This is a genomic window from Orlajensenia leifsoniae (genome assembly GCF_004570845.1).
Lineage (GTDB): Bacteria > Actinomycetota > Actinomycetes > Actinomycetales > Microbacteriaceae > Orlajensenia > Orlajensenia leifsoniae.
The window spans coordinates 80,512-103,511 of the sequence record NZ_SPQZ01000005.1; the positions used below are offsets into that span (position 1 = coordinate 80,512).

Sequence of the window (23,000 nt, forward strand, 5' to 3'; positions counted from 1 at the left end):
GGCCTTCTCATCGTCGGGGGTCGGTGGAGCACTCTCGGGAGTCCTCCAGCGCGGATATCGTCACGATTGTACCGTCACCGATGTGCACCATCGTTCCGACGCTCACCACCATCGACTGCCCGGGGCGCAGACGGATGCGCTCGGCATGGGGCGGAACGATGAAGGTTCCGTTGGTCGAGCGCTGGTCCGTCACCACGACGACGTCGCCCTCCCGACGGATCTCCACGTGAGTCGCCGACACCTCGCGGCTCGGAGACGGCACGTCGACGAGCCGTACATGCTCGCCCACGGCCGGCACGCGGCCGAGACGCGGACGCCGACCGATGAGGTAGACGGCGTCGAGTTCACGTTCATCGCCCTGGCCGATCCGGAGGCCGAAGCGCGGACGCGGGCGGGGCGGCTGCTGCGGCGTCGGCTGAGTCGGCTGCATCCCGCGCGCTTCGAGCAGCGCGCCCGGCTGGTGCTCGGGGCCAGGCTGGTGCGCCGCGGGCGGCATGTCCTCACCGACCTGCGGCTCCGCGGCGATCACCGGGGGGCGGGTTGCGGCATCCGGCGCCAACTCACGACGACGGGGGCGCAGCACGGTGTCGTGCTCGGCGAGTCTGCGGGGCCGGAGCACGGTGTCACCGACCGGTGCGGCAGCGGCAGCGGCATTGTCGGAGGCAGCGGCATTGTCGGCGGAATCGTCTTGCAATAGGCCCTCGACTCCGGCATCCGATCGGCCACCGGCCTCGACGGCCGGCGGCTCCCCCGGCTGCCAGTCCAGTCTGGCCGCGCTGCTCGGGCCGAGCCCGACCGGCTCCCCGATTCCGATCTCGGCGGGCCGGGGCACCGCGGAGCCGTCCTCGGCGATGACGATGGCCGTCACAGCGCGGAAGTCGGCCAGCAGCCAGGGCCTGATGCCGCGATCGCTGAAGCGGCGCGAACCGCCGACGGAGTACACGTCGACGACCACGTCGCCCCGGACGACCCCCGAGACGGGAACGCCGTCGCCGTCCGACGGGGCGCCGGCGACGACGAGGGCGAAGTCTGCGACGGCGCCCTCGCCCCCCAGCGGAACCAGGGAGACGAGCTCCTCCACGGTCACGGCACGCGAGGCGCGTTCGTTCAGGGCCGCGACGACGGCGGGGTCCGTTCCGGTGGGAATCGCGGCGACGAAGTGCTCACCGACGATGAAGATCCAGCGGGAGTGCGCGGCATCGCGCACGACATGGGCTCGACCCACCTCAGCCCTCCGCCCGGTGGTCGACGACGACCCTCTTCTGCGCACACACGCTCATGTCCCCATGCTAGCGGGCGCGTTCTTCCCGGATTCGGCGGGAAGCATGGAATCCGCAGCAACTCTCGGCCATATCGACGGATTCCCTTGCCGTCGGCCCACCACACTGCCAGAATCGAGCAATGAGCACCCAGCCCCGTGCGACGCCGCCGAAGCCCATGCATCTCGACGACGTCTCCAAGGCGATCATCGAGCAGCTGCAGACCGACGGGCGCCGCTCCTATGCCGAGATCGGCAAGGCCGTGGGCCTCAGCGAGGCCGCCGTGCGCCAACGGGTGCAGAAGCTCACCGATTCCGGTGTCATGCAGGTCGTGGCCGTGACGGATCCGATGCAACTCGGGTTCTACCGTCAGGCCATGGTGGGCGTTCGCGCCTCCGGCGACACCCGTGACCTGGCCGACAGACTGGCCGCGCTCCCCGAGGTCGACTACGTCGTTCTCACCGCGGGGAGCTTCGACATCCTGGTCGAAGTCGTGTGCGAGAACGACGAGGAGCTGATATCCCTTCTGAACTCGAGGATCCGCAGTCTCGAAGGGGTGCTCAGCACCGAGACCTTCGTCTATCTCAAACTCCACAAACAGCTCTACAACTGGGGAACACGATGACACTCAACACCTCCACCTCCGCACCGACCTCCTACGACGAGGCCGACCTGCAGCAGAAGGCCAAAGACCACCTCTGGATGCACTTCTCCCGGCAGTCGACCCTCGAGGAGTCCGGCGTGCCGATCATCACGCGCGGCGAAGGCCACCACATCTGGGACTCGAAGGGCAAGCAGTACATCGACGGCCTGTCCGGCCTGTTCGTCGTGAACGCGGGCCACGGTCGTCGGCGCCTCGCCGAGGTCGCCGCCAAGCAGGCGGAGGAACTGGCCTTCTTCCCGATCTGGTCGTACGCGCATCCGTCGGCCATCGAACTCGCCGACAGGCTCGCCGACTACGCTCCGGGCGACCTCAACCGGGTCTTCTTCTCCACCGGTGGCGGCGAAGCCGTCGAGACGGCGTTCAAGCTGGCGAAGTACTACTGGAAGCTGCAGGGCAAGCCCACCAAGCACAAGGTGATCTCCCGTGCCGTCGCCTACCACGGCACCCCGCAGGGTGCGCTGGCCATCACCGGCATCCCGGCCATGAAGGCGATGTTCGAGCCGCTCACCCCGGGTGGGTTCCGCGTTCCGAACACCAACTCCTACCGTGCCGAGGAGGCCGGCTTCATCGCCGTCGACTCCGGTGTCGACCCGCAGGAGCAGTTCGGCGTCTGGGCGGCGAACCGCATCGAGGAGATGATCCAGTTCGAGGGCCCCGACACCGTCGCGGCTGTCTTCCTCGAGCCCGTGCAGAACTCGGGCGGATGCTTCCCTCCTCCCCCCGGCTACTTCCAGCGCGTGCGCGAGATCTGCGACAAGTACGAGGTCCTGCTGGTCAGCGACGAGGTGATCTGCGCCTTCGGACGCATCGGCCACATGTTCGCCTGCGACGAGTACGGCTACGTGCCCGACATGATCACCTGCGCCAAGGGCATGACGAGCGGGTACTCCCCGATCGGCGCGACCATCATCAGCGACCGCATCTACGAGCCCTTCCGTCATGGCGACACGGCGTTCTACCACGGCTACACCTTCGGCGGTCACCCCGTCTCGGCGGCCGTTGCACTGGCCAACCTCGACATCTTCGAGGAGGAGAAGCTCAACGAGAGGGTGCGCGAGAACTCGCCGCTGTTCCGCGCGGAGCTCGAGACCCTGCTCGACCTGCCGATCGTCGGCGACGTGCGCGGTGACGGCTACTTCTTCGGCATCGAGCTCGTCAAGGACAAGGCCACCAAGGAGACCTTCGACGACGACGAGTCCGAGCGGCTACTGCGCGGCTTCCTGTCCAAGGCACTGTTCGACGCCGGGCTGTACTGTCGCGCCGACGACCGCGGCGATCCCGTCGTTCAGCTCGCTCCCCCGCTCACCACGGGGCCGGCCGAGTTCGCCGAGATCACCGGCATCCTGCGCGGGGTCCTCAGCGAGGCCTGGACGCGGCTCTGAGCCCGATGCCGACCGACCACAGGCAGCTGAGCTTCTGGTTCGACTCCCTCGCCGAGTCCGGGATCGACACCCTGGTGCCGCGTCCCGGGCTCGGCCGGGACGCCCGATACGACGTCTGCATCGTCGGCGGCGGGCTGACCGGACTGTGGACCGCCTACTATCTCGCGAAGGCCGATCCGTCGCTACGGATCGCCGTGCTCGAGAAGCACATCGCCGGCTTCGGAGCCTCCGGCCGCAACGGCGGATGGTGCTCGGCCCTGTTCCCGCGGTCGGCCGCGTCGCTCGAGCGCACGCACGGTCGTGACGCCGCCATCGCGATGCGCCGGGCGATGGTCGACACCGTCGACGAGGTCGGCCGGGTCGCGGCATCCGAGGGCATCGACTGCGACTACGTGAAGGGCGGCACCGTCGCCTTCGCCCGCGATGCCGTGCAGGATTCCGCTGCGCGTGCCGAGGTCGCCGAGGCCCGCGAGTTCGGTGTCGACGAGCTCGTGTACTGGGACGCCGCCACAGTGCGTTCCCGTTTCGGCGCCACGGCTGCTGCCGCGTCGGCGGGAACGGAGCGCGCCGGGGCGTCTGGCGCGTCCTTCGACCCCGCGTGCGCCCGGGTGCAACCGGCCAAGCTCGTGCGCGGCCTCGCCAAGGTCGTCGAGGAGCTGGGCGTCGACATCTTCGAGAACACCGAGGTCGACGACTGGGCGGCCCACAAGGTGCGATTCACATCGACGGATGCCGCAGGCGAGGCGTTCGACGGAACCGTGATCGCGCCGACGGTCGTCATCGCCGTCGAGGGCTACGGCGCCGGGCTGCCGCGCGTCGGGCGGCGGGTGCTGCCGCTCTACTCGCTCATGATCGCGACGGAACCGCTGCCGGATGCCGTCTGGGACGAGATCGGCATCGAACACGGCCAGACGTTCACCGACTACAGGCACCTGCTCGTGTACGGCCAGCGCACGGCGGACAACCGCTTCGCCTTCGGCGGGCGGGGAGCGCGCTACCACTGGGGAAGTCGGATCAGCCCCGACTACGACAGGGTCGACAGGGTCTTCACGCACCTGCGCGACACCCTCGTCGACCTGTTCCCCCAGGCCGCCGAAGCACAGGTGACCCATCGCTGGGGTGGCCCGCTGGGGGTGCCCCGAGACTGGCACGCCACGGCGTCCTTCAACCCGCGCACGGGCGTCGCGTTCGCCGGCGGCTACGTCGGCGACGGCCTGTCGACGACGAACCTCGCCGGCCGGACCCTCAGCGACCTCATCCGCGAGGAGACGACCGACCTCACCGGCCTGCCCTGGGTGAACCACCGCTCGCCGCTCTGGGAACCGGAACCCCTGCGGTTCGTGGGAGCGAACCTCGGCCTCGTGGGCATGGAGGTCGCCGACATCGAGCAGCGCACGACCAGGCGCCCATCGCTGGCGGCCAGGCTCATCGCTCCGCTCACCGGCCACTGACGGTGCACCGTGCGGTCGGCGCCGGTCGCACCGCCGCCGACCGCATCGCCGTGGCCCTACAGAGCGCTGGAGAACGTGGTCGAGTAGGAGTCCTGCATGACACCGACGACGACCGAGATCACGTAGCCGAAGATCACCACGAACGAGACGACGGTCACGGCGATCGCCGCCCACATCGGCGCGGTCCCCCGGCCGATCGCACGCTTCACCAGCACCGATCGGCCGATCACGTACACGAGCGAAGACAGGAATGCCCACGCCCAGTGGAACGGACGCGGGTACCCGTCCGCCACGAGCGAGCGGTGATCGAGATAGGCGAAGACGACGGTGACCCCGTAGAGCACCCAGCCGAACAGGGTCATCAGCAGGTAGGCCGGCGACGCGATCATCAGCATGGGAGACCCCGTGCCTGCGCCGGTCGTGCCCGCCTGCATGCCCGCCTCGATGTACGAGCGGAAGTCGATCAGGAAGAACGATGCCGACGACAGCACCGGCAGGAGCACGATCGCCCAGATCCAGATCGTGTACGCACGGGCTCCCTCTCGCGGGGCCCGCGCCGTCTCGGCGGCAGTCCCGGCATCCGGCCGGTGCGTCGCGGCGGTCCACTGGGTGCCGTCCCACCAGCGCAGCACGAAGCCGGACGGGTCGTAGGGGTCGGCGAACCAGCCCGGGTCGATGGACGACTGGGGGTGCGAAGTCATGGGGCCTCCTGATCGGACTCCGCACAGCCTAGGGTCCACCGGGCCGTCGGCCGGTCAGGGTGCTGCGGTCCGCGTGGCGTAGCGCACGGTCGACTCGTCGACGATGGGCACCTCGAAGGCCCACTCGGGAAGTCGACCGCCGTCGATCATGGCACCGATGAGAGACGCCAGTCCGTACTCGCGGTCGATCTCGAGGGCTGCAGCCACGAAGACCGAGGCCCGGGAGCTCTGCCCGAGCGCCCAGGTGAGCCAGGCGAGCATGGTGAGCGGAGCCACTCGCGCCGAGCGGGGGGCGCTCGCGGCGAGAACCCGCAGCAGGGCGATGGCCGCGTCGACGCGCTCGGGATCGGGTCGCGGCCCTTCCCCCCAGAGCAGCAGGCCGGTCGCAGCCTCCTCCGCGGGATCATCGAGGGTGCTGCGCAGTTGGTCCTCGAGGGCCTGCAGGCCGGCGAGGCGGCCGAACGCCCAGTGGATGATCGCGACGTCTCGGAACACGGGTCGCTCGAGCACCCAGAGCACGGCGGCGACGATGTCGGGCGAGAGCGAGTCCGGGCTGTGGGCCAGCAGGTACTCGAGGAACTCCGACAGCGCGAGGTCGGCGAGTTCGTAGGCACCGGCAGCCACGGCCCCCGCACCCGCGGGGTCGTCGCGCAGGCGACGCAAGCGCGTCGCGACCCGCTCCGAGCGTGCGAGGTCGACGGTCGGCAGCTCGGTGTCGCCCCGCACATCGGAGCGCACATCCATGCCCTCTGCGTCGGCGAGCCCGTTCACAGGCGATGCCGCAATGGCTCCCAGGGGACGCCCGCCGGCGGGCACGTCGGGATCGAGGAAGGACGCCCAGCCGTCTGCCGCCACGCAGAGCGAGTCGCGCACGTGGAAGTCGCTGATCTCGGCCCTGTGCACCAGAACATCCATGAAGAGGGCCTGCGGAACCGCATCCGTCGCACCGAAGCACTCGTCGGTGTAGGCGACGGGAACGACGGCATCGACCTCGGGGATCTTGCAGAGCATGCCGATCATCGAGGTCGCGAATCGCCTCAGCACCGCCAGCGGAGCAGCATCGGGAAGGTCGAACCGGATGGCCCCGCAGGTGCGCTTGCCACGGAAGGCGACCAGCACGACGCTGTTGCGGGGCTGGTAGCCGGTGAGCCGCGGGAGGAGGGCGAGGAAGTCCTGGCCGGCATCGGCCTTGATCACAGTGGGCATGCGCTCGAGCATCGTCGGATGCGGCTGGCGCATGCGCAACGCCCGCCGTGCTGGGAGGGGCGCTGAGAGCTTCCGAGCGTGGGGAGGAACGGCGGTCGGTGACCGCTCAGCGACCGATCAGCGACCGGTCAGTGACCGCTGACGCTCGCGCCCGTGCTCTCGACGGGATCCAGAACGCACACGACGTTTCCGGCGGAGAGCACGACCCGCAGGTCGGGGAAGTAGATCGCCTTGGCGACGGCCCCGGCGGCTCGGGCGAGGACACCGGCCGTCATGGCGTGAGCCCCGTGGACGAACGAACTGCGGAACCCGCGACGGATCGGGGCCCGCAGTGAACGGATGCCGAGCCCGACCTCGCCGGCGTAGTACTCCATCTTCAGGGCACCGATGGCGTTCACGTGCGTCGGGTCGCCGTTCTGGAACGGGTTGCCGAGCCAGGTGTCGGCGTTCGGATAGCGCAGGATCACCGTGCCGCCGGGACGCACCTTGCGGCGCAGGTCGGCGAGGAAGGCGATCGAGTGCTCCGGAGGAACGTGCTCGAACACGTCGAAGGCGGCCACGACGTCGAACCCGGCATCGGGGACCGAGTCGAGATCGTCGGACTGATGGGCCGCGAACCCGGCGCTGCGCGCGTGCTCTACGAGTTCGGGCAGAAGCTCGACGCCCGTGGCGTTCCAGCCCTGCGAACGGCAGTAGCTCAGGAACTCGCCGTTGCCGAAGCCGACCTCCAGCACGTCCTTGATCGGCGTGGTCGGTCTCAGGCGCCGCATCTCACGCGAGAAGTAGTCGACGTCGGCCGGGCCGATGCGGCCGAACGACCCTCCAGACCAACCCTTCCAATCCGTGTATCCCTCGGCCTGCTGTTGGCCGTTTCTTCTGGGCACGCATCCTCCGGCTGGATCTCGAACGCCGGGCGATTCCGGACGACACCATGCAACCATAAGTGCGCGGCGGGAGCCCGCTGGGCACCCCGCCGCGCACGGATTCAGGCCTCCTGCTCGACCGGGGCCTCGAACTGCGCGTTGTACAGCCTGTAGTACGCGCCCTGCGCCTTCAGCAGCTCGACGTGAGAGCCCTGCTCGACGATCGATCCGTTCTCCATCACGAGGATGACGTCGGCATCGCGGATCGTCGAGAGCCTGTGGGCGATCACGAAGCTGGTGCGATTGCTGCGCAACGCCGACATCGCCTTCTGCACGAGCACCTCGGTGCGGGTGTCGACCGAGCTGGTGGCCTCGTCGAGGATGAGGATCGACGGTGCGGCGAGGAAGGCCCGCGCGATGGTGATCAGCTGACGCTCGCCACTCGAGATGTTGCCGGCCTCGTCGTCGAGCACGGTGTCGTAGCCATCGGGCAGCGAGTGCACGAAGCGGTCGACGTAGGTAGCCACGGCGGCGTCGAGGATCTCCTCCTCCGTGGCATCCGGACGCCCATAGGCGATGTTGTCCCGGATGGTCCCGCCGAACAGCCAGGTGTCCTGCAGCACCATGCCGACCCGGCCGCGCAGGTCGTCGCGGGTCATGAGCGCGGTGTCGACGCCGTTCAGGGTGATGCGTCCGGAGTCGAGTTCGTAGAAGCGCATGATCAGGTTCACGAGGGTCGTCTTGCCCGCGCCGGTCGGCCCGACGATGGCGACGGTCGATCCCGGCTCCGCGGTCAGGTTCATGTGCTCGATCAGCGGCCTGTCGGCCACGTATCGGAACGACACGTCCTCGAACTCGAGCCTGGCGCCGCCCTCGTCGTCGGCATCCGTCGTCGTCAGAGCGTCGACGGGGTCCGGCTCCTGCTCGTCGGCGTCGAGCAGGGTGAAGATGCGCTCTGCCGATGCCACGCCGGACTGCAGCAGGTTGGCCATCGACCCGAGCTGGCTGAGTGGCTGGGTGAACTGCCGGGAGTACTGGATGAACGCCTGCACGTCGCCGAGGCGCAGGGTGCCGCCGGCGACCATGAGTCCGCCGACCACCGCTATGGCGACGTACACCAGGTTTCCGACGAACATCATGGCCGGCATGATGATGCCCGACACGAACTGCGCCCCGAAGCTCGCTGTGTAGAGCTCGTCGTTCTTCGCGTCGAACTGCACGTCGACCTCGCGCTGGCGGCCGAAGACCTTGACCAGCGAGTGCCCGGTGAAGGTCTCCTCGATGCGGGCGTTGAGCTCGCCCGTGTGCTTCCACTGCGCCACGAACAGCTTCTGCGAGCGCTTCGCGATGACGACGGTGATGAGAGCCGTCAGCGGGATGGTCACGAGAGCCACGAGCGCCAGCAGGGGCGAGATCGTGAACATCATGACGACGACGCCGACCACGGTGAGGATGCTGGTGAGCATCTGGCTGAGTGTCTGCTGCAGGGTCTGCGACACGTTGTCCATGTCGTTCGTCACGCGGCTGAGCACCTCACCCCGCTGCATCCCGTCGAAGTACTTCAGCGGCAGGGCGTTGATCTTGTCCTCGACGTCCCCGCGCAGCCTGTAGACCGTGCGCTGGATTGCCCCGTTCAGCACGTAGCCCTGCAGCCACATGAAGACGCTCGAGAGCAGGTAGAGCGCGAGCACCCCCAGCAGCACCATCCCCAGGGCCGAGAAGTCGATGCCCTGACCCGGCGTGAGGGTCATGGCGTTCACCATGTCGGCCTGCTGGGTGTCGCCGGATGCCCGGAGCTGGTCGACCACCTGGGCCTTCGTCGCGCCAGCCGGCATCTGCGACGACACGACCCCCTCGAAGATGATGTTCGTGCCCTCGCCGAGCAGCTTCGGGCCGAGCACGCTGAAGACGACGCCGATGATGGCGAGGATCGTGACCGTGATGACCGGCACGCGTTCCGGCCTGAGGCGCCCGATCAGGCGCTTGGCCGACGGCCAGAAGGTCATCGCCTTCTCGACCGGCATCCCGGCTCCGCCTCCGAACGGCCCCCGGCCGGAGCCGGGGCCGCGCTGGGGCGGCAGGGCCGGGCCGGGCGCAGCCGTCTCCTCCTCGGCGAACTCCACCTGCAGGTCGACGGGGATGCGTTCCACCTCGGGCTCGCCGGCAGCTGTCACGTCTCGGTTCTCGGTCATGCTGCTGCCTCCGCGGCGCTCAGCTGGCTCGACACGATCTCCTCGTAGGTGGGAGAGGTCTCGAGGAGTTCGGCATGGGTGCCGCGGTCGACGATGACGCCGTCCTCGAGCACCAGGATCTGGTCGGAGTCGATGATGCTCGTCACGCGCTGGGCGACGACGAACATCGAGGCGTCGCCGATGTCGTCGCGGAGCGCCCGTCGCACCCGGGCGTCGGTGGCGACGTCGAGCGCCGAGAACGAGTCGTCGAAGATGTAGATCTCCGGCCGTTTCACCAGCGCCCGGGCGATGGCGAGGCGTTGCCGCTGCCCACCTGACACGTTCGTACCGCCTTGGGTGATGGCGGCCTCGAGTCCGCCGGCCATCCGCTCGACGAAGCCCCGGGCCTGCGCCACCTCGAGGGCGTGCCACAACTCGTCGTCGGTGGCGTCGGGCTTCCCGTACCGGAGGTTGGAGGCCACGGTGCCGGAGAACAGGTAGGGCTTCTGCGGCACCAGGCCGATGCGGCTCCAGAGCAGGTCGGGTTCGAGCTCGCGTACGTCGACTCCGTCGATGCGCACGGTGCCCTCCGTCGCGTCGAACAGCCGCGGAAGCAGGTTCACCAGCGTGGTCTTGCCTGCGCCGGTGCTGCCGATCACCGCCGTGATCGTGCCGGGCTCGACCCGGAAGGTGATGCCGCGCAGCACGGGCTGCTCCGCTCCCGGGTAGGAGAACGAGACGCCGTCGAGCTCGATGGCGCTGTGCGCTGAGAGCTCGGTGACCGGATGCCGCGACACGACCACGCTCGATTCCGTGCCGAGCACCTCGGCGATGCGATCGGCGGAGACCGAGGCCCTCGGGATCATCACCGCCATGAAGGTGGCCATCATCACGGCCATGAGGATCTGCATGAGGTACTGGAGGAACGCCATCAGCGTTCCGACCTGCATCGAGCCGTCCTCGACGCGGAAGGCGCCAAACCAGAGCACGGCGACGCTGGAGACGTTGAGCACCGCCATGACGATCGGGAACATCAGCACCATCAGGCGTCCGGCCCGGGTGGCCGTGTCGGTGATCTCCGCGTTGGCCTTCTCGAAGCGCTGGGACTCGAGGGGCTCGCGCACGAAGGCCCGGATGACTCGGATGCCGGTGAGCTGCTCCCGCAGGACGAGGTTCACCCGGTCGATGCGCTTCTGCATGACCCTGAACAGCGGCACCATCCGCCTGACGATGAGGGCGACGGCGATGAGCAGCACGGGAACGCTGACGGCGATGAGCCACGACAGCTCGAGGTCCTGGCGCATGGCCATGATCACCCCGCCGATGGCGAGGATGGGGGCCGACACCAGCATGGTGCAGGTCATGAGCACCAGCATCTGCACCTGCTGCACGTCGTTCGTCGATCGGGTGATCAGCGACGGGGCGCCGAACTTCGACACCTCACGCTCCGAGAACGCCCCGACCTGGCGGAACACGCCGCGACGCAGGTCGCGTCCGACCGCCATGGCGGCACGGGCGCCGAAGTAGACGGCGGCGATGGCGCAGACCACCTGCGCGAGCGTGATGAGCAGCATCCAGCCACCCGTCGACAGGATGTAGGCGGTGTCGCCCGTCGACACGCCTTGGTCGATGATGTCGGCGTTGAGGGTGGGCAGGTACAGCGACGCCATGGACTGCAGGAACTGGAACACGATGACACCGGTGAGCAGGAGCCAGTACGGCTTCAGGTACTGCCGGAGAAGACGGAGGAGCATGCTGGTGCTTTCTAGGCGGAGGCCGGTGCGGGTGCGGGTGCGGGTACGGGTACGGGTGCCGGCGCCTCGGCGACCCGCTCGGGACGATGCCCGACGGTGATGCCGTGAAGCAGGAGGTCGGTGATGTCGCGGGCGGTGAAGGTCTCCCCCTCCGACAGGATCGGGTGGGTCATGGAGAGCGTCGTCAGCCTGATGAGGCTGGCGGCGCGGCGTGGAGCGATGCGCAGTTCTGCCCGGTGCGGCTCCAGGAGCGCGACGACGACGGGCACGACCGGATCGTCATCCGGGCTGCCCATCCGACGGGGCTTGTGCTTGTGGGGCGGGCCGAAGCCGATCGCCGCCATGAGCGAGAACATCTCGCGCACCCGGTGCTGAACGAGCTCGACGATCGCTTCGATCGTGGAGTCCAGGGAGAGATCGACCGGGATGGTCGAGATGGCCTCGACGATGGAGGACGTATCCATGTGCCGCTCGACGGCGGCGTCGATGATGGCCTCCTTGTCGTCGAACACCGAGTACACGGTTCCCTCGGCGATGCCAGCGGCCTCGGCGATCTGTCTGCTCGTCACGGAGCGGCCGTGCTGCAGCAGCAGGGGGACGACAGCGTCGAGGATGGCGGCTCGGCGCTCGTCGCGGGAGAGGCGTTTCGCGCGGCTCGACTTCTCGGTCATGGAGATGAGCGTAACTGAGTGAGTGCTCACTCAGAACCGACATCCGTTCGCTCTGAGCGAACAGGTGGCCCGGCCGTCGGATGCCCGGCACCGGGAGGTGCCGAACCGGACTGCGAGTCGCTCAGGCCTGCAGCGCCGCCGGATCGAACAGCGCCGAGATCTGCGCGAGGTCGTCGGGGGTCGGCTTCCACGACGTCGCCGCCTCGGCGTTCTGCACGATCTGCTCGGGACGCGTCGCTCCGGCGATCACGCTCGTGAGCGCCGGCTGCGCCAGCATCCAGCCGAAGGTGGCCTCGAGCATCGTGATCCCGCGCTCGGAGCAGAACTCCTGATACCTGTCCATGGTTCCCCACGGAGCGGAGTCTGCGAGGTGCTTGCGGATGCGCATGATCCGGCTGTCCTCCGGGCCGCCGGCGCGGGTGAACTTGCCCGTCAGCAGGCCGTTGTAGAGCGGGAACCAGGGCAGGAAGCCCAGGCCGAAGTGCTCGGCGGCCGGGATCACCTCGGCCTCGGCGGCCCGCTCGAGCAGGCTGTACTCGTTCTGGGTCGAGATGAATCGCGGATGCGAGCCCATCCGCGCCGTGAACTCCGCTTCCGCGATCTGCCATCCGCTGAGGTTCGACGATCCGATGTAGCGGACCTTGCCGGCCGTCACGAGGTCGTCGAGGGCCGAGAGAGTCTCCTCGATGGGAGTGCTCGGATCTGGCTGGTGCAGTTGGTAGAGGTCGATCCAATCGGTCTGCAGGCGGCGCAGGCTCGCCTCGACCGCGAGGCGGATGTAGCGCCGCGATCCGCGCGCATTCCAGTCGGGACCGTTCAGGCCGCCCATGTCCATGCCGAACTTGGTGGCGAGCACGATCTTCTCGCGCTTGCCTCCCCGGAGCGCCTGGCCCATCAGGGTCTCGCTGAGCCCACGCTCAGCACCGTAGATGTCCGCGGTGTCGAAGAGCGTCACCCCGGCATCGATGGCGGCATCGATGACCGCGGCCGTTCCGGCCTGGTCCTCACTGGCCGTCCCGGTGCGCCCGAAATTGTTGCAGCCGAGCCCCACGGTCGAGACGACGAGGCCGGATGGTCCGAGTGTGCGGTGTTCGATCGACGCCATGTCCCCAGCCTAGGCGGCGCCGCAGCCGGACGGGCGGGGTGCCGACGACGCCAGGCGTCGGGAAGCTGCGGGCGTCAGGAAGCCGCGGGGGTCAGGATGCCGCGAGCTGCGTGTAGCCGCGGATGACGGCGGGCTCGACCATCTCGAGCGGCATCCGCGAGGCACCGGCGGCACGCTCGGCCACGTACTCGACGGGCTCCCGATGGGCGAAGCCCACGCTGATGGCGTCGGCGACGGCCTGCAGCCTGTGCGCCTGCTCGTGCACGAAGGCGCGGTCGACGACGGCGCCGTGGCCGGGCACGACGAGGTCGGACTCCCCCATGTGCTCGGCCAGGTCGGCGAGCACGCGCGGCCAGCCGAGCGGGAACGACCCGGAACCGTACATCGGCGGCCCGGACTCCTCGACGACGTCGCCGACGATCCAGGTGCCGGCATCCGGAACGTGCACGACGACATCGGTGTCGGTGTGGCCGGGGGCGAGAGCGATGATCCGCACCGAGCGTCCCCCGAGGTCGAGGGTGTGCTCGTCGGTGACGAGCACGTGCGGAGGGGTGAGCTCGACGCCGGTCCAGTCGTACTGCGGGGATGCCGACGGGTCCGCCGTCCAGGCGGCCAGCCTTGGGGCCTCGAACTCGGCGTAGTGAGCGGGGATCCGGTGGTGCCCGATGATCGTCGCGGTGCCGGCGAACACCTGGTTGCCGAAGCTGTGGTCGTAGTGGGCATGGGTGTCGACCACCCAGCGGATGTCGCCGATGCCGAGGGCTGCGACGTCGGACGCGACCTCGGCCGCCTCCCGCGGGTTGCAGCGGGTGTCGACCAGCAGCAGGCCGTCGCTGCCGCGCACGAGCGTCACCGAGATGTCGAGGGGCTCGTAGCGGGCGACGAACAGTCCGTCGGCGATCTCGTTCCAGGAGGGCATGGTTCGATCCTACGGACCCGGCCCGACCTCGAGCCGGGGCTCCGCGCTCGTCGGGCGATCGTAAGTGTGATCGTGCGTGCGGTCGTCGGCACTCCTCCCCAGGAGCCGTCGTCGCGATCACTCTCCCCGCCATGTCTGTTTCCCGCGAGAGGGGCACGGATGCCGCGGGTAGATTCGTCTCATGACCACAGACACCCTCTACATCGAGCGCGTCGAGAGCCCCATCGGCCGCATCGAGATCACGAGCGACGGCGAGCAGATCACCTCGCTCTCGATCGAGCGCGACGGCAGGCTCCCTCACGACCTCGACGACGCGGAGTCCACCGCCGTCCTCGCGGAGGCCGCCCGCCAGCTCGGCGAGTACTTCGCCGGAGACCGCACCGAGTTCGATCTCCCCGTGCGCCTGGACGGAACGGAGTTCCAGCGGGCCGTGTGGGCCGAGCTCCAGCAGCTCGACTTCGGCCAGTTCACCTCCTACGGCGAGATCGGCGCGGCCATCGGGCGACCGGGATCCGGTCGTGCCATCGGTGGCGCCGTCGGCGCCAACCCCGTGCCCATCATCGTCGGCTGCCACCGGGTTCTCTCCAGCACCGGGCGGATCACGGGCTTCAGCGCCGGGGAGGGCATACCCACGAAGGTGTGGCTGCTCGATCACGAGAGCATCGGCCACACCGAGGTGGCCGGGGCGCCAGCGCCCCTGCCCGGAACCGAGCCGATCGCCCTGACCACGGCTCCGGAACCGGCCGCAGCGGCATCAGCGGTGGCATCGTGACCTTCGGCGCCTCCCCTGTGCCCGTCGTGCCGCCCACGGTCGTGGTCGGCGACGACGGCCTCGCGCGCTGCTCCTGGGGTGCGAACGACGCTGAGTACCGCCGGTACCACGACGAGGAGTGGGGCGTCCCCCGGCACGACGAGCGGCGCCTGTTCGAGAAACTGTGCCTCGAGGGCTTCCAGGCCGGCCTGTCGTGGATCACGATCCTGCGGAAGCGCCCGGCGTTCCGCGCGGCCTTCTTCGACTTCGACGTCGAGAAGGTCGGCGCCATGGGCGAACCCGACATCGAGCGTCTGCTGCAGGATGCCGGCATCATCCGTCACCGTGGCAAGATCCAGGCCACCATCGGCAACGCCCGCGCCACGCTTGCACTCGGCGAGAGCCTGTCGGAGTTGATGTGGGGGTTCGCACCGGATGCCACAGGCAGACGGCGCCCGCAGTCCTGGAGCGACGTGCCCGCCGTCACCGCGGAGTCGACGGCGATGAGCAAGGAGCTGCGCCGGCGCGGCTACAGGTTCGTCGGTCCGACGACGATGTACGCCCTCATGCAGTCGACGGGCATGGTCGACGACCACATCGCCGGCTGCTTCCGCGCTGCATGACGCACTCGGCCTCCGAAGTCGGGGCTCAGCGACCGTCCGGAGCTAGACGATCAGGGCGAGTTCGCCCGGCTTGCCCTCGATGAGCTCGAGCCTCCACCCGGCGCCCGACGCCCACTCGCGCAACTCGTCGACGGTCGCGAAGTCTCTGCCCGCCTGCATCAGCGCCCGGGTGAACGCACCCTTGGCGTGCTTGTTGAAGTGGTTGAGAGCGCGGCGCCGACCGTCGTCTCCGTCGGTGAGCACCCGCAGGTACACCGAATCGGGTCGCACCGGAGCAGGTCCGAGGGCTGCGTAGCCCTCACTGCGGAGGTCGAGGATCAGCCCGCCGACGGGCTTCAGTGCCCGGGCGATGGCGTCGCCCCAGTGCTTCTTGAGCGAGAGTTCGGGCAGGCGCGAGTCGTGCGACATCCTGTAGGCCGGAACGCCGTCGAGGGCGGCCACGGGGCCGAGAAGGGCGGAGTGCACGAGGAGGTGCTCGTGCGCGAAGGCACGCTCGGCCTCGCTCAGGCTCGGTGCGTCGAGGGCGTCGTAGACGACTCCCGTGTAGCGGTCGATCACGGACATCGTCGCCGACGTCGTGATGGTGCGGTTGCGGGCGACCTCACCGAGCTGCGTGCGCCCGAGCTTGAGGGCGGCGACGCTAGCCTCGGTGTCCCGGGCGAGGGACTTGAGTGCGCGAATCAGCGCGCGCCGCTGCGGCGCGAGCCGGGGGAACGCGAGGGAGGTCACGTCGAGGGGCGCGCCGGTGCCGCCGTCGCGCTTGGTCTCCGACGGGGGAAGAAGGATCAGCACCCGGGGTCAGCCGTGGATGAACGCCACTGCAGCGTCGACGTTCGAGCCCAGCGACTGGACGCTGTCGACGGTCACGCGCGGCATGGCGGCGCTGTGCCCGGTCCAGGACTCGTAGCCCTCGACGCTCTGCTCGACGGCGCGCCAGGTGAGCTCTTCGACGTGCGGGAGGTTGCGCACCCGCTTGGCGAGACGCTCCCTGTGCAGCTCCTCGTCGGAGCACACGACCTCGATGACCCGCAGTACGGCCTCGGTGCGGGCGGCGAGGTCGCGCCACTGCATCCGTGCCGGCTCGACGGCGTTGACGGCATCGATGATGACGCTGCGACCGGCGACGAGCACGGACTCGGCGATGGCCTCGGCGACGAGGTAGGCGGCGAGGCCGGTCGGCTGGTCGGCGTCGATGCCCGCGGAGAGGATGGCCGACTCGATCGGATCGACCGAGACCACCGTCGCGCCGATGCGGGCTCCGATGATCTCGGCGATGGTGGACTTGCCCGAACCCGGAAGCCCTGCCATCACGACGAGCTGCGCGACACTGAGGTCGCCGAACTGGCGGTCTGACACCGTCTCTCCCCCTGGAGCTCTACGACCTAGACGAGCGCAGCGCGCCGGGCGACGACCTGAACGGCGTTGCCCTCGACCGAGAGGAATCCGTCAGAGGCGTCGGCGACGAGCTTCTCGCCACCGACCAGCGTCAGGCGCACCTCGCCGTGAGCGAGGATCGCGAGCAGCGGCTCGTGACCCGGGAGGATGCCGATCTCGCCCTCGACGGTCTTCGCGACCACCATGCTCGCCTCGCCGGACCAGACTTCCTGGTCCGCCGAGACGAGACTGACGTTGAGGACAGCCATGGTCAGCCGTTGTCCTTCTGGATCTGAGCCCACTTCTCTTCGACGTCGGAGATCGAACCGACGTTGAAGAACGCCTGCTCGGCCACGTGGTCGAACTCGCCCTTGGCGATGGCGTCGAACGACTCGATGGTGTCCTTGAGCGGAACCGTCGAACCCTCGACACCGGTGAACTTCTTCGCCATGTAGGTGTTCTGCGAGAGGAACTGCTCGATACGACGTGCGCGCGAGACCGTGATCTTGTCTTCCTCGGAGAGCTCGTCGACACCGAGGATGGCGATGATCTCCTGGAGTTCCTTGTTCTTCTGCAGGATCTGCTTGACCGTGGTGGCAACGCGGTAGTGGTCCTCGCCCAGGTAACGGGGGTCGAGGATGCGCGAGGTCGAGGTCAGCGGGTCGACGGCCGGGTACAGACCCTTTGACGCGATGGCACGGGAGAGCTCGGTCGTGGCGTCGAGGTGCGCGAACGTGGTCGCGGGAGCCGGGTCGGTGTAGTCGTCGGCGGGAACGTAGATCGCCTGCAGCGAGGTGATCGAGTGTCCACGGGTCGAGGTGATGCGCTCCTGGAGCACACCCATCTCGTCGGCGAGGTTCGGCTGGTAGCCCACGGCGGAGGGCATGCGGCCGAGCAGCGTCGAGACCTCGGAACCGGCCTGCGTGAAGCGGAAGATGTTGTCGATGAAGAGCAGCACGTCCTGCTTCTGCACGTCGCGGAAGTACTCCGCCATCGTGAGCGCGGAGAGGGCGACGCGCAGACGCGTTCCCGGCGGCTCGTCCATCTGGCCGAAGACGAGGGCGGTCTTGTCGAAGACGCCCGCCTCCTCCATCTCGTGGATGAGGTCGTTGCCCTCACGGGTGCGCTCACCGACACCGGCGAACACCGACACACCACCGTGGTCCTGCGCGACGCGCTGGATCATCTCCTGGATGAGCACGGTCTTGCCGACGCCGGCTCCACCGAAGAGGCCGATCTTTCCACCCTGCACGTACGGGGTGAGGAGGTCGATGACCTTGATGCCGGTCTCGAACAGCTGGGTCTTGCTCTCGAGCTGGTCGAAGCGCGGGGGCTTGCGGTGGATGGGCCAGCGCTCGGTGATCTCGATGGTCTCGCCGGGCTCGCCGTTGAGCACCTCGCCGATGACGTTGAAGACCTTGCCCTTGGTGACGTCGCCGACGGGGACCGAGATGGCCGCTCCGGTGTCGGTGACCTCCTGGCCGCGCACGAGGCCGTCGGTGGGCTTCAGGGCGATGGCACGCACGACGTCGTCGCCGAGGTGCTGAGCGACCTCGAGCGTGAGGGTCGTGGTCTCGCCGTCGAGCGTGATGGTGGTCTGCAGAGCGTTGTAGACCGAGGGGATCGAGTCGTGCGGGAACTCGATGTCGACCACGGGGCCGGTGACGCGGGCGATGCGCCCGACGGCGCCGCCCGTGGCCTCAGCCTGGACTGGCGCGGTAGCGGTGTCAGTCATTGTTCTCTTCCTTCTGGGTACGTGTTCGTAAGAGTGTGGATGCGTTACTTCGAGGAGAGCGCGTCGGCTCCACCCACGATTTCGGCGATCTGCTGGGTGATCTCGGACTGACGGGCCTCGTTGGCGAGACGCGTGTAATCGCGGATGAGGGAGTCGGCGTTGTCGCTCGCGGCCTTCATGGCCTTCTGCGTCGCAGCGTGCTTCGCGGCCGAGGACTGGAGCATCGCGTTGAAGATGCGGCTCTCGATGTAGACCGGGAGCAGGGAGTCCAGCACCGTGGCGGCATCGGGCTCGAACTCGTACAGGGGCAGGACGACACCGTCATCCGGCTCCTCGACGCCTTCGACGACCTCGAGCGGAAGGAGGCGCACGATCTGCGGGACCTGGCTGATCATGCTGACGAAGCGGTTGTAGACGACGTGGATCTCGTCGACACCGCCATCCTCGGCATCCCGCAGGAACGCCTCGAGCAGCGCTTCACCGATCTCCTGGGCCACCTCGACCTCGGGGCTGTCGGTTCCACCGATCCACTGCTGCTCGAACGAGCGGCGGCGGAAGGCGAAGTATCCGACGGCCTTGCGACCGATGAGGAAGTACGAGACCTCCTTGCCCTGGCTGCGGAGCAACTCGGAGAGCTGCTCGGCCTCGCGGAGCACCTGCGAGTTGAACGCGCCGGCGAGGCCGCGGTCGCTCGAGAAGATGACGACGGCTGCGCGCTCGATCTTCTCGGGCTCGGTGGTCAGCACGTGGTCCACGTTCGAGTGGGTCGCCACGGCGGAGACCGCGCGCGTGATCGCTCGCGAGTACGGCGTCGATGCAGCGACGCGCGCCTGTGCCTTCTGGATGCGTGATGCGCTGATCAGCTCCATCGCACGGGTGATCTTCTTGGTCGTCTGGGCAGACTTGATCTTCTGCCGGTAGACCCGAAGTTGCGCTCCCATGTCTCTCCTGGTTTCTAGGGTTCGTCAGTCGGTCGGATGGAGGGTCAGCGTTACCGCTTGACCTTCACGATCTTCTCCTGGTTGACGTCTTCCTCGGCGGCGGCCTCGAACTTCTCGCTCCCGACCGAGGCGAGGGGCTTGCCCTCACCGGTCTGGAACTCGAGCTTGAAGGCGTCGACGGCGGACTCGAGGGCTGCGGTGGTGTCATCCGAGAGCACGTTGGTGTCGCGGAGCGTCGAGAGCACCTCGGTGTTGCGACCGAGGTAGTCGAGCAGCTCGCGCTCGAAACGCAGGATGTCCTCGACGGGGACCTCGTCGAGCTTGCCGTTGGTTCCGGCCCAGATCGACACGACCTGGTCCTCGACGGGGTACGGCGAGTACTGCGGCTGCTTGAGGAGCTCGGTGAGGCGGGCGCCACGGGCGAGCTGACGGCGGCTGGTCGCGTCGAGGTCGGATGCGAACATCGCGAATGCCTCGAGCGAGCGGTACTGCGCGAGCTCGAGCTTGAGCGTTCCGGAGACCTTCTTGATGGACTTGACCTGGGCGTCACCACCGACGCGCGACACCGAGATGCCGACGTCGACAGCGGGGCGCTGGTTGGCGTTGAAGAGGTCGGACTGCAGGAAGATCTGGCCGTCGGTGATCGAGATCACGTTGGTCGGGATGTAGGCCGAGACGTCGTTTGCCTTGGTCTCGATGATCGGCAGGCCGGTCATCGAGCCGGCACCCAGCTCGTCGGAGAGCTTGGCGCAACGCTCGAGCAGACGCGAGTGCAGGTAGAAGACGTCACCCGGGTAGGCCTCGCGTCCCGGCGGACGACGCAGGAGAAGGGAGACGGCGCGGTAGGCCTCGGCCTGCTTCGACAGGTCGTCGAAGATGATGAGGACGTGCTTGCCGCCGTACATCCAGTGCTGGCCGATGGCCGAACCGGTGTAGGGGGCGAGGTACTTGAAGCCGGCGGGGTCGGATGCCGGAGCGGCCACGATCGTGGTGTACTCCATGGCTCCGGCGTCTTCGAGGGCGCCCTTCACCGAGGCGATGGTCGAGCCCTTCTGGCCGATGGCGACGTAGATGCAGCGAACCTGCTTGTTGACGTCGCCCGACTCCCAGTTGGCCTTCTGGTTGATGATCGTGTCGATCGCGATGGCCGTCTTACCGGTCTGGCGGTCGCCGATGATGAGCTGGCGCTGGCCACGGCCGACGGGGATCATGGCGTCGATCGCCTTGATGCCGGTCTGCAGCGGCTCGTGCACGCTCTTGCGCTGCATGACGCCGGGCGCCTGCAGCTCGAGTGCGCGACGGCCCTCGGCCTCGATGTCGCCGAGGCCGTCGATCGGGTTGCCGAGGGGGTCGACGACGCGACCCAGGAAGTTGTCACCGACGGGGGCGGAGAGGACCTCACCCGTGCGGGTGACCTCCATGCCCTCCTCGATGCCGGAGAACTCGCCGAGCACGACGACGCCGATCTCGTCTTCGTCGAGGTTGAGCGCGAGGCCCAGCGTGCCGTCCGCGAAGCGGATGAGCTCGTTGGCCATGACGCTCGGGAGGCCCTCGACGTGCGCGATGCCGTCTGCGGCATCCGTCACGTGGCCGACCTCGGTCGCTGCAGCAGCGCCGGGCTCGTAGGCCTTGACGAAGTCCTTGAGCGCGTCACGGATCTCATCGGGGCTGATGGTGAGTTCTGCCATGATCTTCCCTTTTCTGCACGAGGCGTACAGGTTCTTGACTGTTCGACGTTCTGAGGAGAGAGCGTCGTTGTTCTGTTGTTCTTCGACCGGCCCGAGGGCTAGCCGGCAAGCTGGAGTCGCACGTCGTCGAGACGCTTCGCGACGCTGCCGTCGATGATGTCGTCGCCGACCTGCACGCGCAGGCCTCCGATGACGCTCGGGTCGACGACCTGGTTGATGCGCAGGTCCCGGCCGTACTTCGCCGACAGGCCGGCGGCGAGCCGCTCGACCTGAGCGTCGCTGATGACCGTGGCCGAGGTGACCGTGGCCACCGCGTAGCCGGATTCGGCTGCGACGACGGATGCCGCGTAGCGAACGAGTTCGCCGATGCGACGGCCGCGAGGCTGCTGCACGAGGTGGGAGAGGATCACGACGGCCTGCGTCGACGCCTTGCCCGCGAGCAGGGTGTCGACCAGGGACGCCTTGGCCTCGTTGGAGCCGAGCTTCGAGCTGAGAGCCAGCTCGAGTTCGGCGTTGGAGGAGACGGTACGGCCGAACGCGAACAGCTCGGCGTCGACGTCGGTTCCCGCAGGGCTCGATGCGGCGACGACGCGGAGCCCGAGGTCTTCGATGCCCTCGAGCACGTCGTCGGCGTCCGACCAGCGCGCAGCGGCGACCTCGCCCAGGAGGGCGAGGGCGGCCGGCGTCACGGTCGATGAGAACACGCTCGAGACGAGCGCCTTCTTCGCCTCGGGCTCCGCTCCGTTGTCGGAGAGAGCCGTGAGCAGCTGCGGTGATGAGCCGATGACGCGGGCGGCCGCGAGCAGCGCCTCACCCGTCGCCAGGTCGGCTGTTCCGCCCTGAGCGGTCAGGGCAGCCCTCGCCGAGACGAGGGCCTCTCTGGTCGCTGATCCCATGGGACTACTTCTTTCCTGCCGAGGCGGACTCGCTGGACTCGAGGTCCGCGAGGAAGCGGTCGACGACGGCGCTGGCCTTGGTGTCGTCGGCCAGGCTCTCGCCGATGACGCCGGAGGCCAGGTCGATCGCGAGCGTTCCGACCTCGGTACGCAGCGACACGACGGCGGCCTGACGCTCGGCCTCGATCTGCGCCTGGGCAGTCGTGGTGATGCGCGTGGCCTCGACCGTGGCCGAGTCCTTCGCCTCTGCGACGATCTTCTTGCCGTCCTCGCGAGCGGACTCGCGGATCTTGCCGGCCTCGGCGCGGGCGTCGGCGAGCTGGGCCGTGTACTGCTCGAGAGCAGCCTCGGCCTGGCGCTGCGCCTCGTCGGCCTTGGCGATGTTCCCCTCGATGGCCTCGGCACGCTCGTCGAGAATCTTCTTGACGGTGGGGAGGATCTTCACCCAGAAGAACACCAGGATGATCGCGAAGCAGACAGCCGACCACACGATGTCGTACAGCTCGGGGATGAACGGGTTGACCGTTTCGCCTTCTTCAGCAGCGCGCAGGAGCAGCGAGTGCATTCCTGACTCCGTTTCGATTAAGGGGATTACGCCGGGAACGGAATGAACGCGACGGCGATGGCGATGAAGGCGAGCGCCTCGGTGAACGCGATGCCGAGGAACATGAGGGTGCTGAGGCGACCCTGGAGCTCAGGCTGGCGCGCGACGGACTCGATCGTCTTGCCGACGACGAGACCCACACCGATGGCCGAGCCGATGGACGCGAGACCGAAGGCGATCGGGGCGATGCTGCCGTTGATGTCGGCGAGGATGGATACGGGGTCCATGTGTGGAGTTCCTTC

The 23,000-nt window shown here is 68.4% G+C and carries 23 protein-coding genes; 5 read left to right on the plus strand and 18 right to left on the minus strand.

Annotation, left to right across the window (positions count from 1 at the left end):
• Positions 1-7 precede the first annotated feature (7 nt).
• Positions 8-1,225: an FHA domain-containing protein gene (locus E4M00_RS13705; protein WP_135121075.1), complete on the minus strand. Its 1,218-nt coding sequence runs from the start codon at positions 1,223-1,225 to the stop codon at positions 8-10.
• Between the two features lie 176 nt (positions 1,226-1,401).
• Here E4M00_RS13705 and E4M00_RS13710 point away from each other — a divergent pair, with 176 nt between their 5' ends.
• The 3 genes from E4M00_RS13710 to E4M00_RS13720 are packed head-to-tail and all read left to right on the plus strand — an operon-like array spanning position 1,402 to position 4,756.
• Positions 1,402-1,884 carry an Lrp/AsnC family transcriptional regulator gene (locus E4M00_RS13710; protein ID WP_055903676.1) on the plus strand — a complete coding sequence of 161 codons (483 nt, stop codon included), beginning with the start codon at positions 1,402-1,404 and terminating at the stop codon, positions 1,882-1,884.
• The gene (locus E4M00_RS13715; RefSeq protein ID WP_135121076.1) at positions 1,881-3,305 is read left to right on the plus strand and encodes an aspartate aminotransferase family protein; all 1,425 of its coding nucleotides are present in this window, start codon (positions 1,881-1,883) and stop codon (positions 3,303-3,305) included. Before E4M00_RS13710 ends, E4M00_RS13715 begins: the two co-directional genes overlap by 4 nt.
• Positions 3,306-3,310: 5 nt before the next feature.
• Positions 3,311-4,756: an NAD(P)/FAD-dependent oxidoreductase gene (locus E4M00_RS13720; protein WP_135121077.1), complete on the plus strand. Its 1,446-nt coding sequence runs from the start codon at positions 3,311-3,313 to the stop codon at positions 4,754-4,756.
• A gap of 56 nt (positions 4,757-4,812) precedes the next feature.
• Here E4M00_RS13720 and E4M00_RS13725 read toward each other — a convergent pair whose 3' ends face one another.
• The 8 genes from E4M00_RS13725 to E4M00_RS13760 all read right to left on the minus strand — a co-directional run bounded on the left by E4M00_RS13725 (position 4,813) and on the right by E4M00_RS13760 (position 14,146).
• On the minus strand, positions 4,813-5,457 hold the full coding sequence (locus E4M00_RS13725) for a DUF2510 domain-containing protein (protein ID WP_135121078.1): 645 nt from the start codon (positions 5,455-5,457) through the stop codon (positions 4,813-4,815).
• 54 nt (positions 5,458-5,511) lie between these two features.
• A complete protein-coding gene (locus E4M00_RS13730) occupies positions 5,512-6,663 on the minus strand; it encodes a DUF4192 family protein (protein ID WP_167756902.1) in 1,152 nt (383 codons plus the stop codon).
• A gap of 128 nt (positions 6,664-6,791) precedes the next feature.
• On the minus strand, positions 6,792-7,547 hold the full coding sequence (locus tag E4M00_RS13735; RefSeq protein ID WP_167756903.1) for a class I SAM-dependent methyltransferase: 756 nt from the start codon (positions 7,545-7,547) through the stop codon (positions 6,792-6,794).
• Positions 7,548-7,648: 101 nt separating this feature from the next.
• Positions 7,649-9,718, minus strand: coding sequence for an ABC transporter ATP-binding protein (locus tag E4M00_RS13740; protein WP_135121081.1), 2,070 nt, complete (start codon positions 9,716-9,718; stop codon positions 7,649-7,651).
• Positions 9,715-11,451, minus strand: coding sequence for an ABC transporter ATP-binding protein (locus tag E4M00_RS13745; protein WP_135121082.1), 1,737 nt, complete (start codon positions 11,449-11,451; stop codon positions 9,715-9,717). The genes E4M00_RS13740 and E4M00_RS13745 overlap by 4 nt, the downstream gene beginning before the upstream one ends.
• Before the next feature lie 11 nt (positions 11,452-11,462).
• Positions 11,463-12,122: a TetR/AcrR family transcriptional regulator gene (locus E4M00_RS13750; RefSeq protein WP_135121083.1), complete on the minus strand. Its 660-nt coding sequence runs from the start codon at positions 12,120-12,122 to the stop codon at positions 11,463-11,465.
• A 121-nt stretch (positions 12,123-12,243) separates the two neighbouring features.
• Positions 12,244-13,227: an aldo/keto reductase gene (locus tag E4M00_RS13755; RefSeq protein ID WP_135121084.1), complete on the minus strand. Its 984-nt coding sequence runs from the start codon at positions 13,225-13,227 to the stop codon at positions 12,244-12,246.
• Between the two features lie 91 nt (positions 13,228-13,318).
• On the minus strand, positions 13,319-14,146 hold the full coding sequence (locus E4M00_RS13760) for an MBL fold metallo-hydrolase (protein WP_135121085.1): 828 nt from the start codon (positions 14,144-14,146) through the stop codon (positions 13,319-13,321).
• Between the two features lie 181 nt (positions 14,147-14,327).
• Here E4M00_RS13760 and E4M00_RS13765 point away from each other — a divergent pair, with 181 nt between their 5' ends.
• The gene (locus tag E4M00_RS13765) at positions 14,328-14,918 is read left to right on the plus strand and encodes a methylated-DNA--[protein]-cysteine S-methyltransferase (RefSeq protein ID WP_135121086.1); all 591 of its coding nucleotides are present in this window, start codon (positions 14,328-14,330) and stop codon (positions 14,916-14,918) included.
• Complete coding sequence (locus E4M00_RS13770) at positions 14,915-15,520, plus strand: DNA-3-methyladenine glycosylase I (RefSeq protein WP_240037130.1); 606 nt, start codon at positions 14,915-14,917, stop codon at positions 15,518-15,520. Before E4M00_RS13765 ends, E4M00_RS13770 begins: the two co-directional genes overlap by 4 nt.
• Before the next feature lie 42 nt (positions 15,521-15,562).
• Here the strand turns inward: E4M00_RS13770 and E4M00_RS13775 are convergent, their stop codons facing one another.
• From E4M00_RS13775 to atpE, 9 genes are all read right to left on the minus strand, one after another.
• Positions 15,563-16,312 carry a YaaA family protein gene (locus E4M00_RS13775; RefSeq protein ID WP_135121087.1) on the minus strand — a complete coding sequence of 250 codons (750 nt, stop codon included), beginning with the start codon at positions 16,310-16,312 and terminating at the stop codon, positions 15,563-15,565.
• A 6-nt stretch (positions 16,313-16,318) separates the two neighbouring features.
• Positions 16,319-16,876: a P-loop nucleotide/nucleoside kinase family protein gene (locus E4M00_RS13780; RefSeq protein WP_235483182.1), complete on the minus strand. Its 558-nt coding sequence runs from the start codon at positions 16,874-16,876 to the stop codon at positions 16,319-16,321.
• 26 nt (positions 16,877-16,902) lie between these two features.
• Positions 16,903-17,163 (minus strand): F0F1 ATP synthase subunit epsilon, encoded by a 261-nt coding sequence (locus tag E4M00_RS13785; RefSeq protein ID WP_056164225.1) that lies wholly within the window; start codon positions 17,161-17,163, stop codon positions 16,903-16,905.
• Between the two features lie 2 nt (positions 17,164-17,165).
• Complete coding sequence (gene atpD, locus E4M00_RS13790; RefSeq protein WP_056164228.1) at positions 17,166-18,629, minus strand: F0F1 ATP synthase subunit beta; 1,464 nt, start codon at positions 18,627-18,629, stop codon at positions 17,166-17,168.
• Positions 18,630-18,673: 44 nt separating this feature from the next.
• Complete coding sequence (locus E4M00_RS13795) at positions 18,674-19,570, minus strand: F0F1 ATP synthase subunit gamma (RefSeq protein WP_055817608.1); 897 nt, start codon at positions 19,568-19,570, stop codon at positions 18,674-18,676.
• Between the two features lie 50 nt (positions 19,571-19,620).
• Positions 19,621-21,258, minus strand: a complete 1,638-nt coding sequence (atpA, locus tag E4M00_RS13800; protein ID WP_135121088.1) for a F0F1 ATP synthase subunit alpha — start codon at positions 21,256-21,258, stop codon at positions 19,621-19,623.
• Between the two features lie 98 nt (positions 21,259-21,356).
• Positions 21,357-22,154 carry a F0F1 ATP synthase subunit delta gene (locus E4M00_RS13805; protein WP_056164235.1) on the minus strand — a complete coding sequence of 266 codons (798 nt, stop codon included), beginning with the start codon at positions 22,152-22,154 and terminating at the stop codon, positions 21,357-21,359.
• A gap of 4 nt (positions 22,155-22,158) precedes the next feature.
• Positions 22,159-22,719 carry a F0F1 ATP synthase subunit B gene (locus E4M00_RS13810; protein ID WP_056164238.1) on the minus strand — a complete coding sequence of 187 codons (561 nt, stop codon included), beginning with the start codon at positions 22,717-22,719 and terminating at the stop codon, positions 22,159-22,161.
• A 26-nt stretch (positions 22,720-22,745) separates the two neighbouring features.
• The gene (gene atpE / locus E4M00_RS13815; RefSeq protein ID WP_056164241.1) at positions 22,746-22,985 is read right to left on the minus strand and encodes a F0F1 ATP synthase subunit C; all 240 of its coding nucleotides are present in this window, start codon (positions 22,983-22,985) and stop codon (positions 22,746-22,748) included.
• Between the last annotated feature and the right edge of the window lie 15 nt (positions 22,986-23,000).

What these genes read in the sequence shown, in the direction of transcription:
- E4M00_RS13725 (WP_135121078.1), bottom strand. Translation starts at nt 5,457, where the DNA reads ATGACTTCGCACCCCCAGTCGTCCATCGACCCGGGCTGGTTCGCCGAC.
- atpE (WP_056164241.1), bottom strand. Translation starts at nt 22,985, where the DNA reads ATGGACCCCGTATCCATCCTCGCCGACATCAACGGCAGCATCGCCCCG.
- E4M00_RS13715 (WP_135121076.1), top strand. Translation starts at nt 1,881, where the DNA reads ATGACACTCAACACCTCCACCTCCGCACCGACCTCCTACGACGAGGCC.
- E4M00_RS13720 (WP_135121077.1), top strand. Translation starts at nt 3,311, where the DNA reads ATGCCGACCGACCACAGGCAGCTGAGCTTCTGGTTCGACTCCCTCGCC.
- E4M00_RS13760 (WP_135121085.1), bottom strand. Translation starts at nt 14,146, where the DNA reads ATGCCCTCCTGGAACGAGATCGCCGACGGACTGTTCGTCGCCCGCTAC.
- E4M00_RS13745 (WP_135121082.1), bottom strand. Translation starts at nt 11,451, where the DNA reads ATGCTCCTCCGTCTTCTCCGGCAGTACCTGAAGCCGTACTGGCTCCTG.
- E4M00_RS13810 (WP_056164238.1), bottom strand. Translation starts at nt 22,719, where the DNA reads ATGCACTCGCTGCTCCTGCGCGCTGCTGAAGAAGGCGAAACGGTCAAC.
- E4M00_RS13730 (WP_167756902.1), bottom strand. Translation starts at nt 6,663, where the DNA reads ATGCCCACTGTGATCAAGGCCGATGCCGGCCAGGACTTCCTCGCCCTC.
- E4M00_RS13805 (WP_056164235.1), bottom strand. Translation starts at nt 22,154, where the DNA reads ATGGGATCAGCGACCAGAGAGGCCCTCGTCTCGGCGAGGGCTGCCCTG.
- E4M00_RS13785 (WP_056164225.1), bottom strand. Translation starts at nt 17,163, where the DNA reads ATGGCTGTCCTCAACGTCAGTCTCGTCTCGGCGGACCAGGAAGTCTGG.
- E4M00_RS13740 (WP_135121081.1), bottom strand. Translation starts at nt 9,718, where the DNA reads ATGACCGAGAACCGAGACGTGACAGCTGCCGGCGAGCCCGAGGTGGAA.
- E4M00_RS13795 (WP_055817608.1), bottom strand. Translation starts at nt 19,570, where the DNA reads ATGGGAGCGCAACTTCGGGTCTACCGGCAGAAGATCAAGTCTGCCCAG.
- E4M00_RS13750 (WP_135121083.1), bottom strand. Translation starts at nt 12,122, where the DNA reads ATGACCGAGAAGTCGAGCCGCGCGAAACGCCTCTCCCGCGACGAGCGC.
- atpD (WP_056164228.1), bottom strand. Translation starts at nt 18,629, where the DNA reads ATGACTGACACCGCTACCGCGCCAGTCCAGGCTGAGGCCACGGGCGGC.
- E4M00_RS13755 (WP_135121084.1), bottom strand. Translation starts at nt 13,227, where the DNA reads ATGGCGTCGATCGAACACCGCACACTCGGACCATCCGGCCTCGTCGTC.
- atpA (WP_135121088.1), bottom strand. Translation starts at nt 21,258, where the DNA reads ATGGCAGAACTCACCATCAGCCCCGATGAGATCCGTGACGCGCTCAAG.
- E4M00_RS13710 (WP_055903676.1), top strand. Translation starts at nt 1,402, where the DNA reads ATGAGCACCCAGCCCCGTGCGACGCCGCCGAAGCCCATGCATCTCGAC.
- E4M00_RS13765 (WP_135121086.1), top strand. Translation starts at nt 14,328, where the DNA reads ATGACCACAGACACCCTCTACATCGAGCGCGTCGAGAGCCCCATCGGC.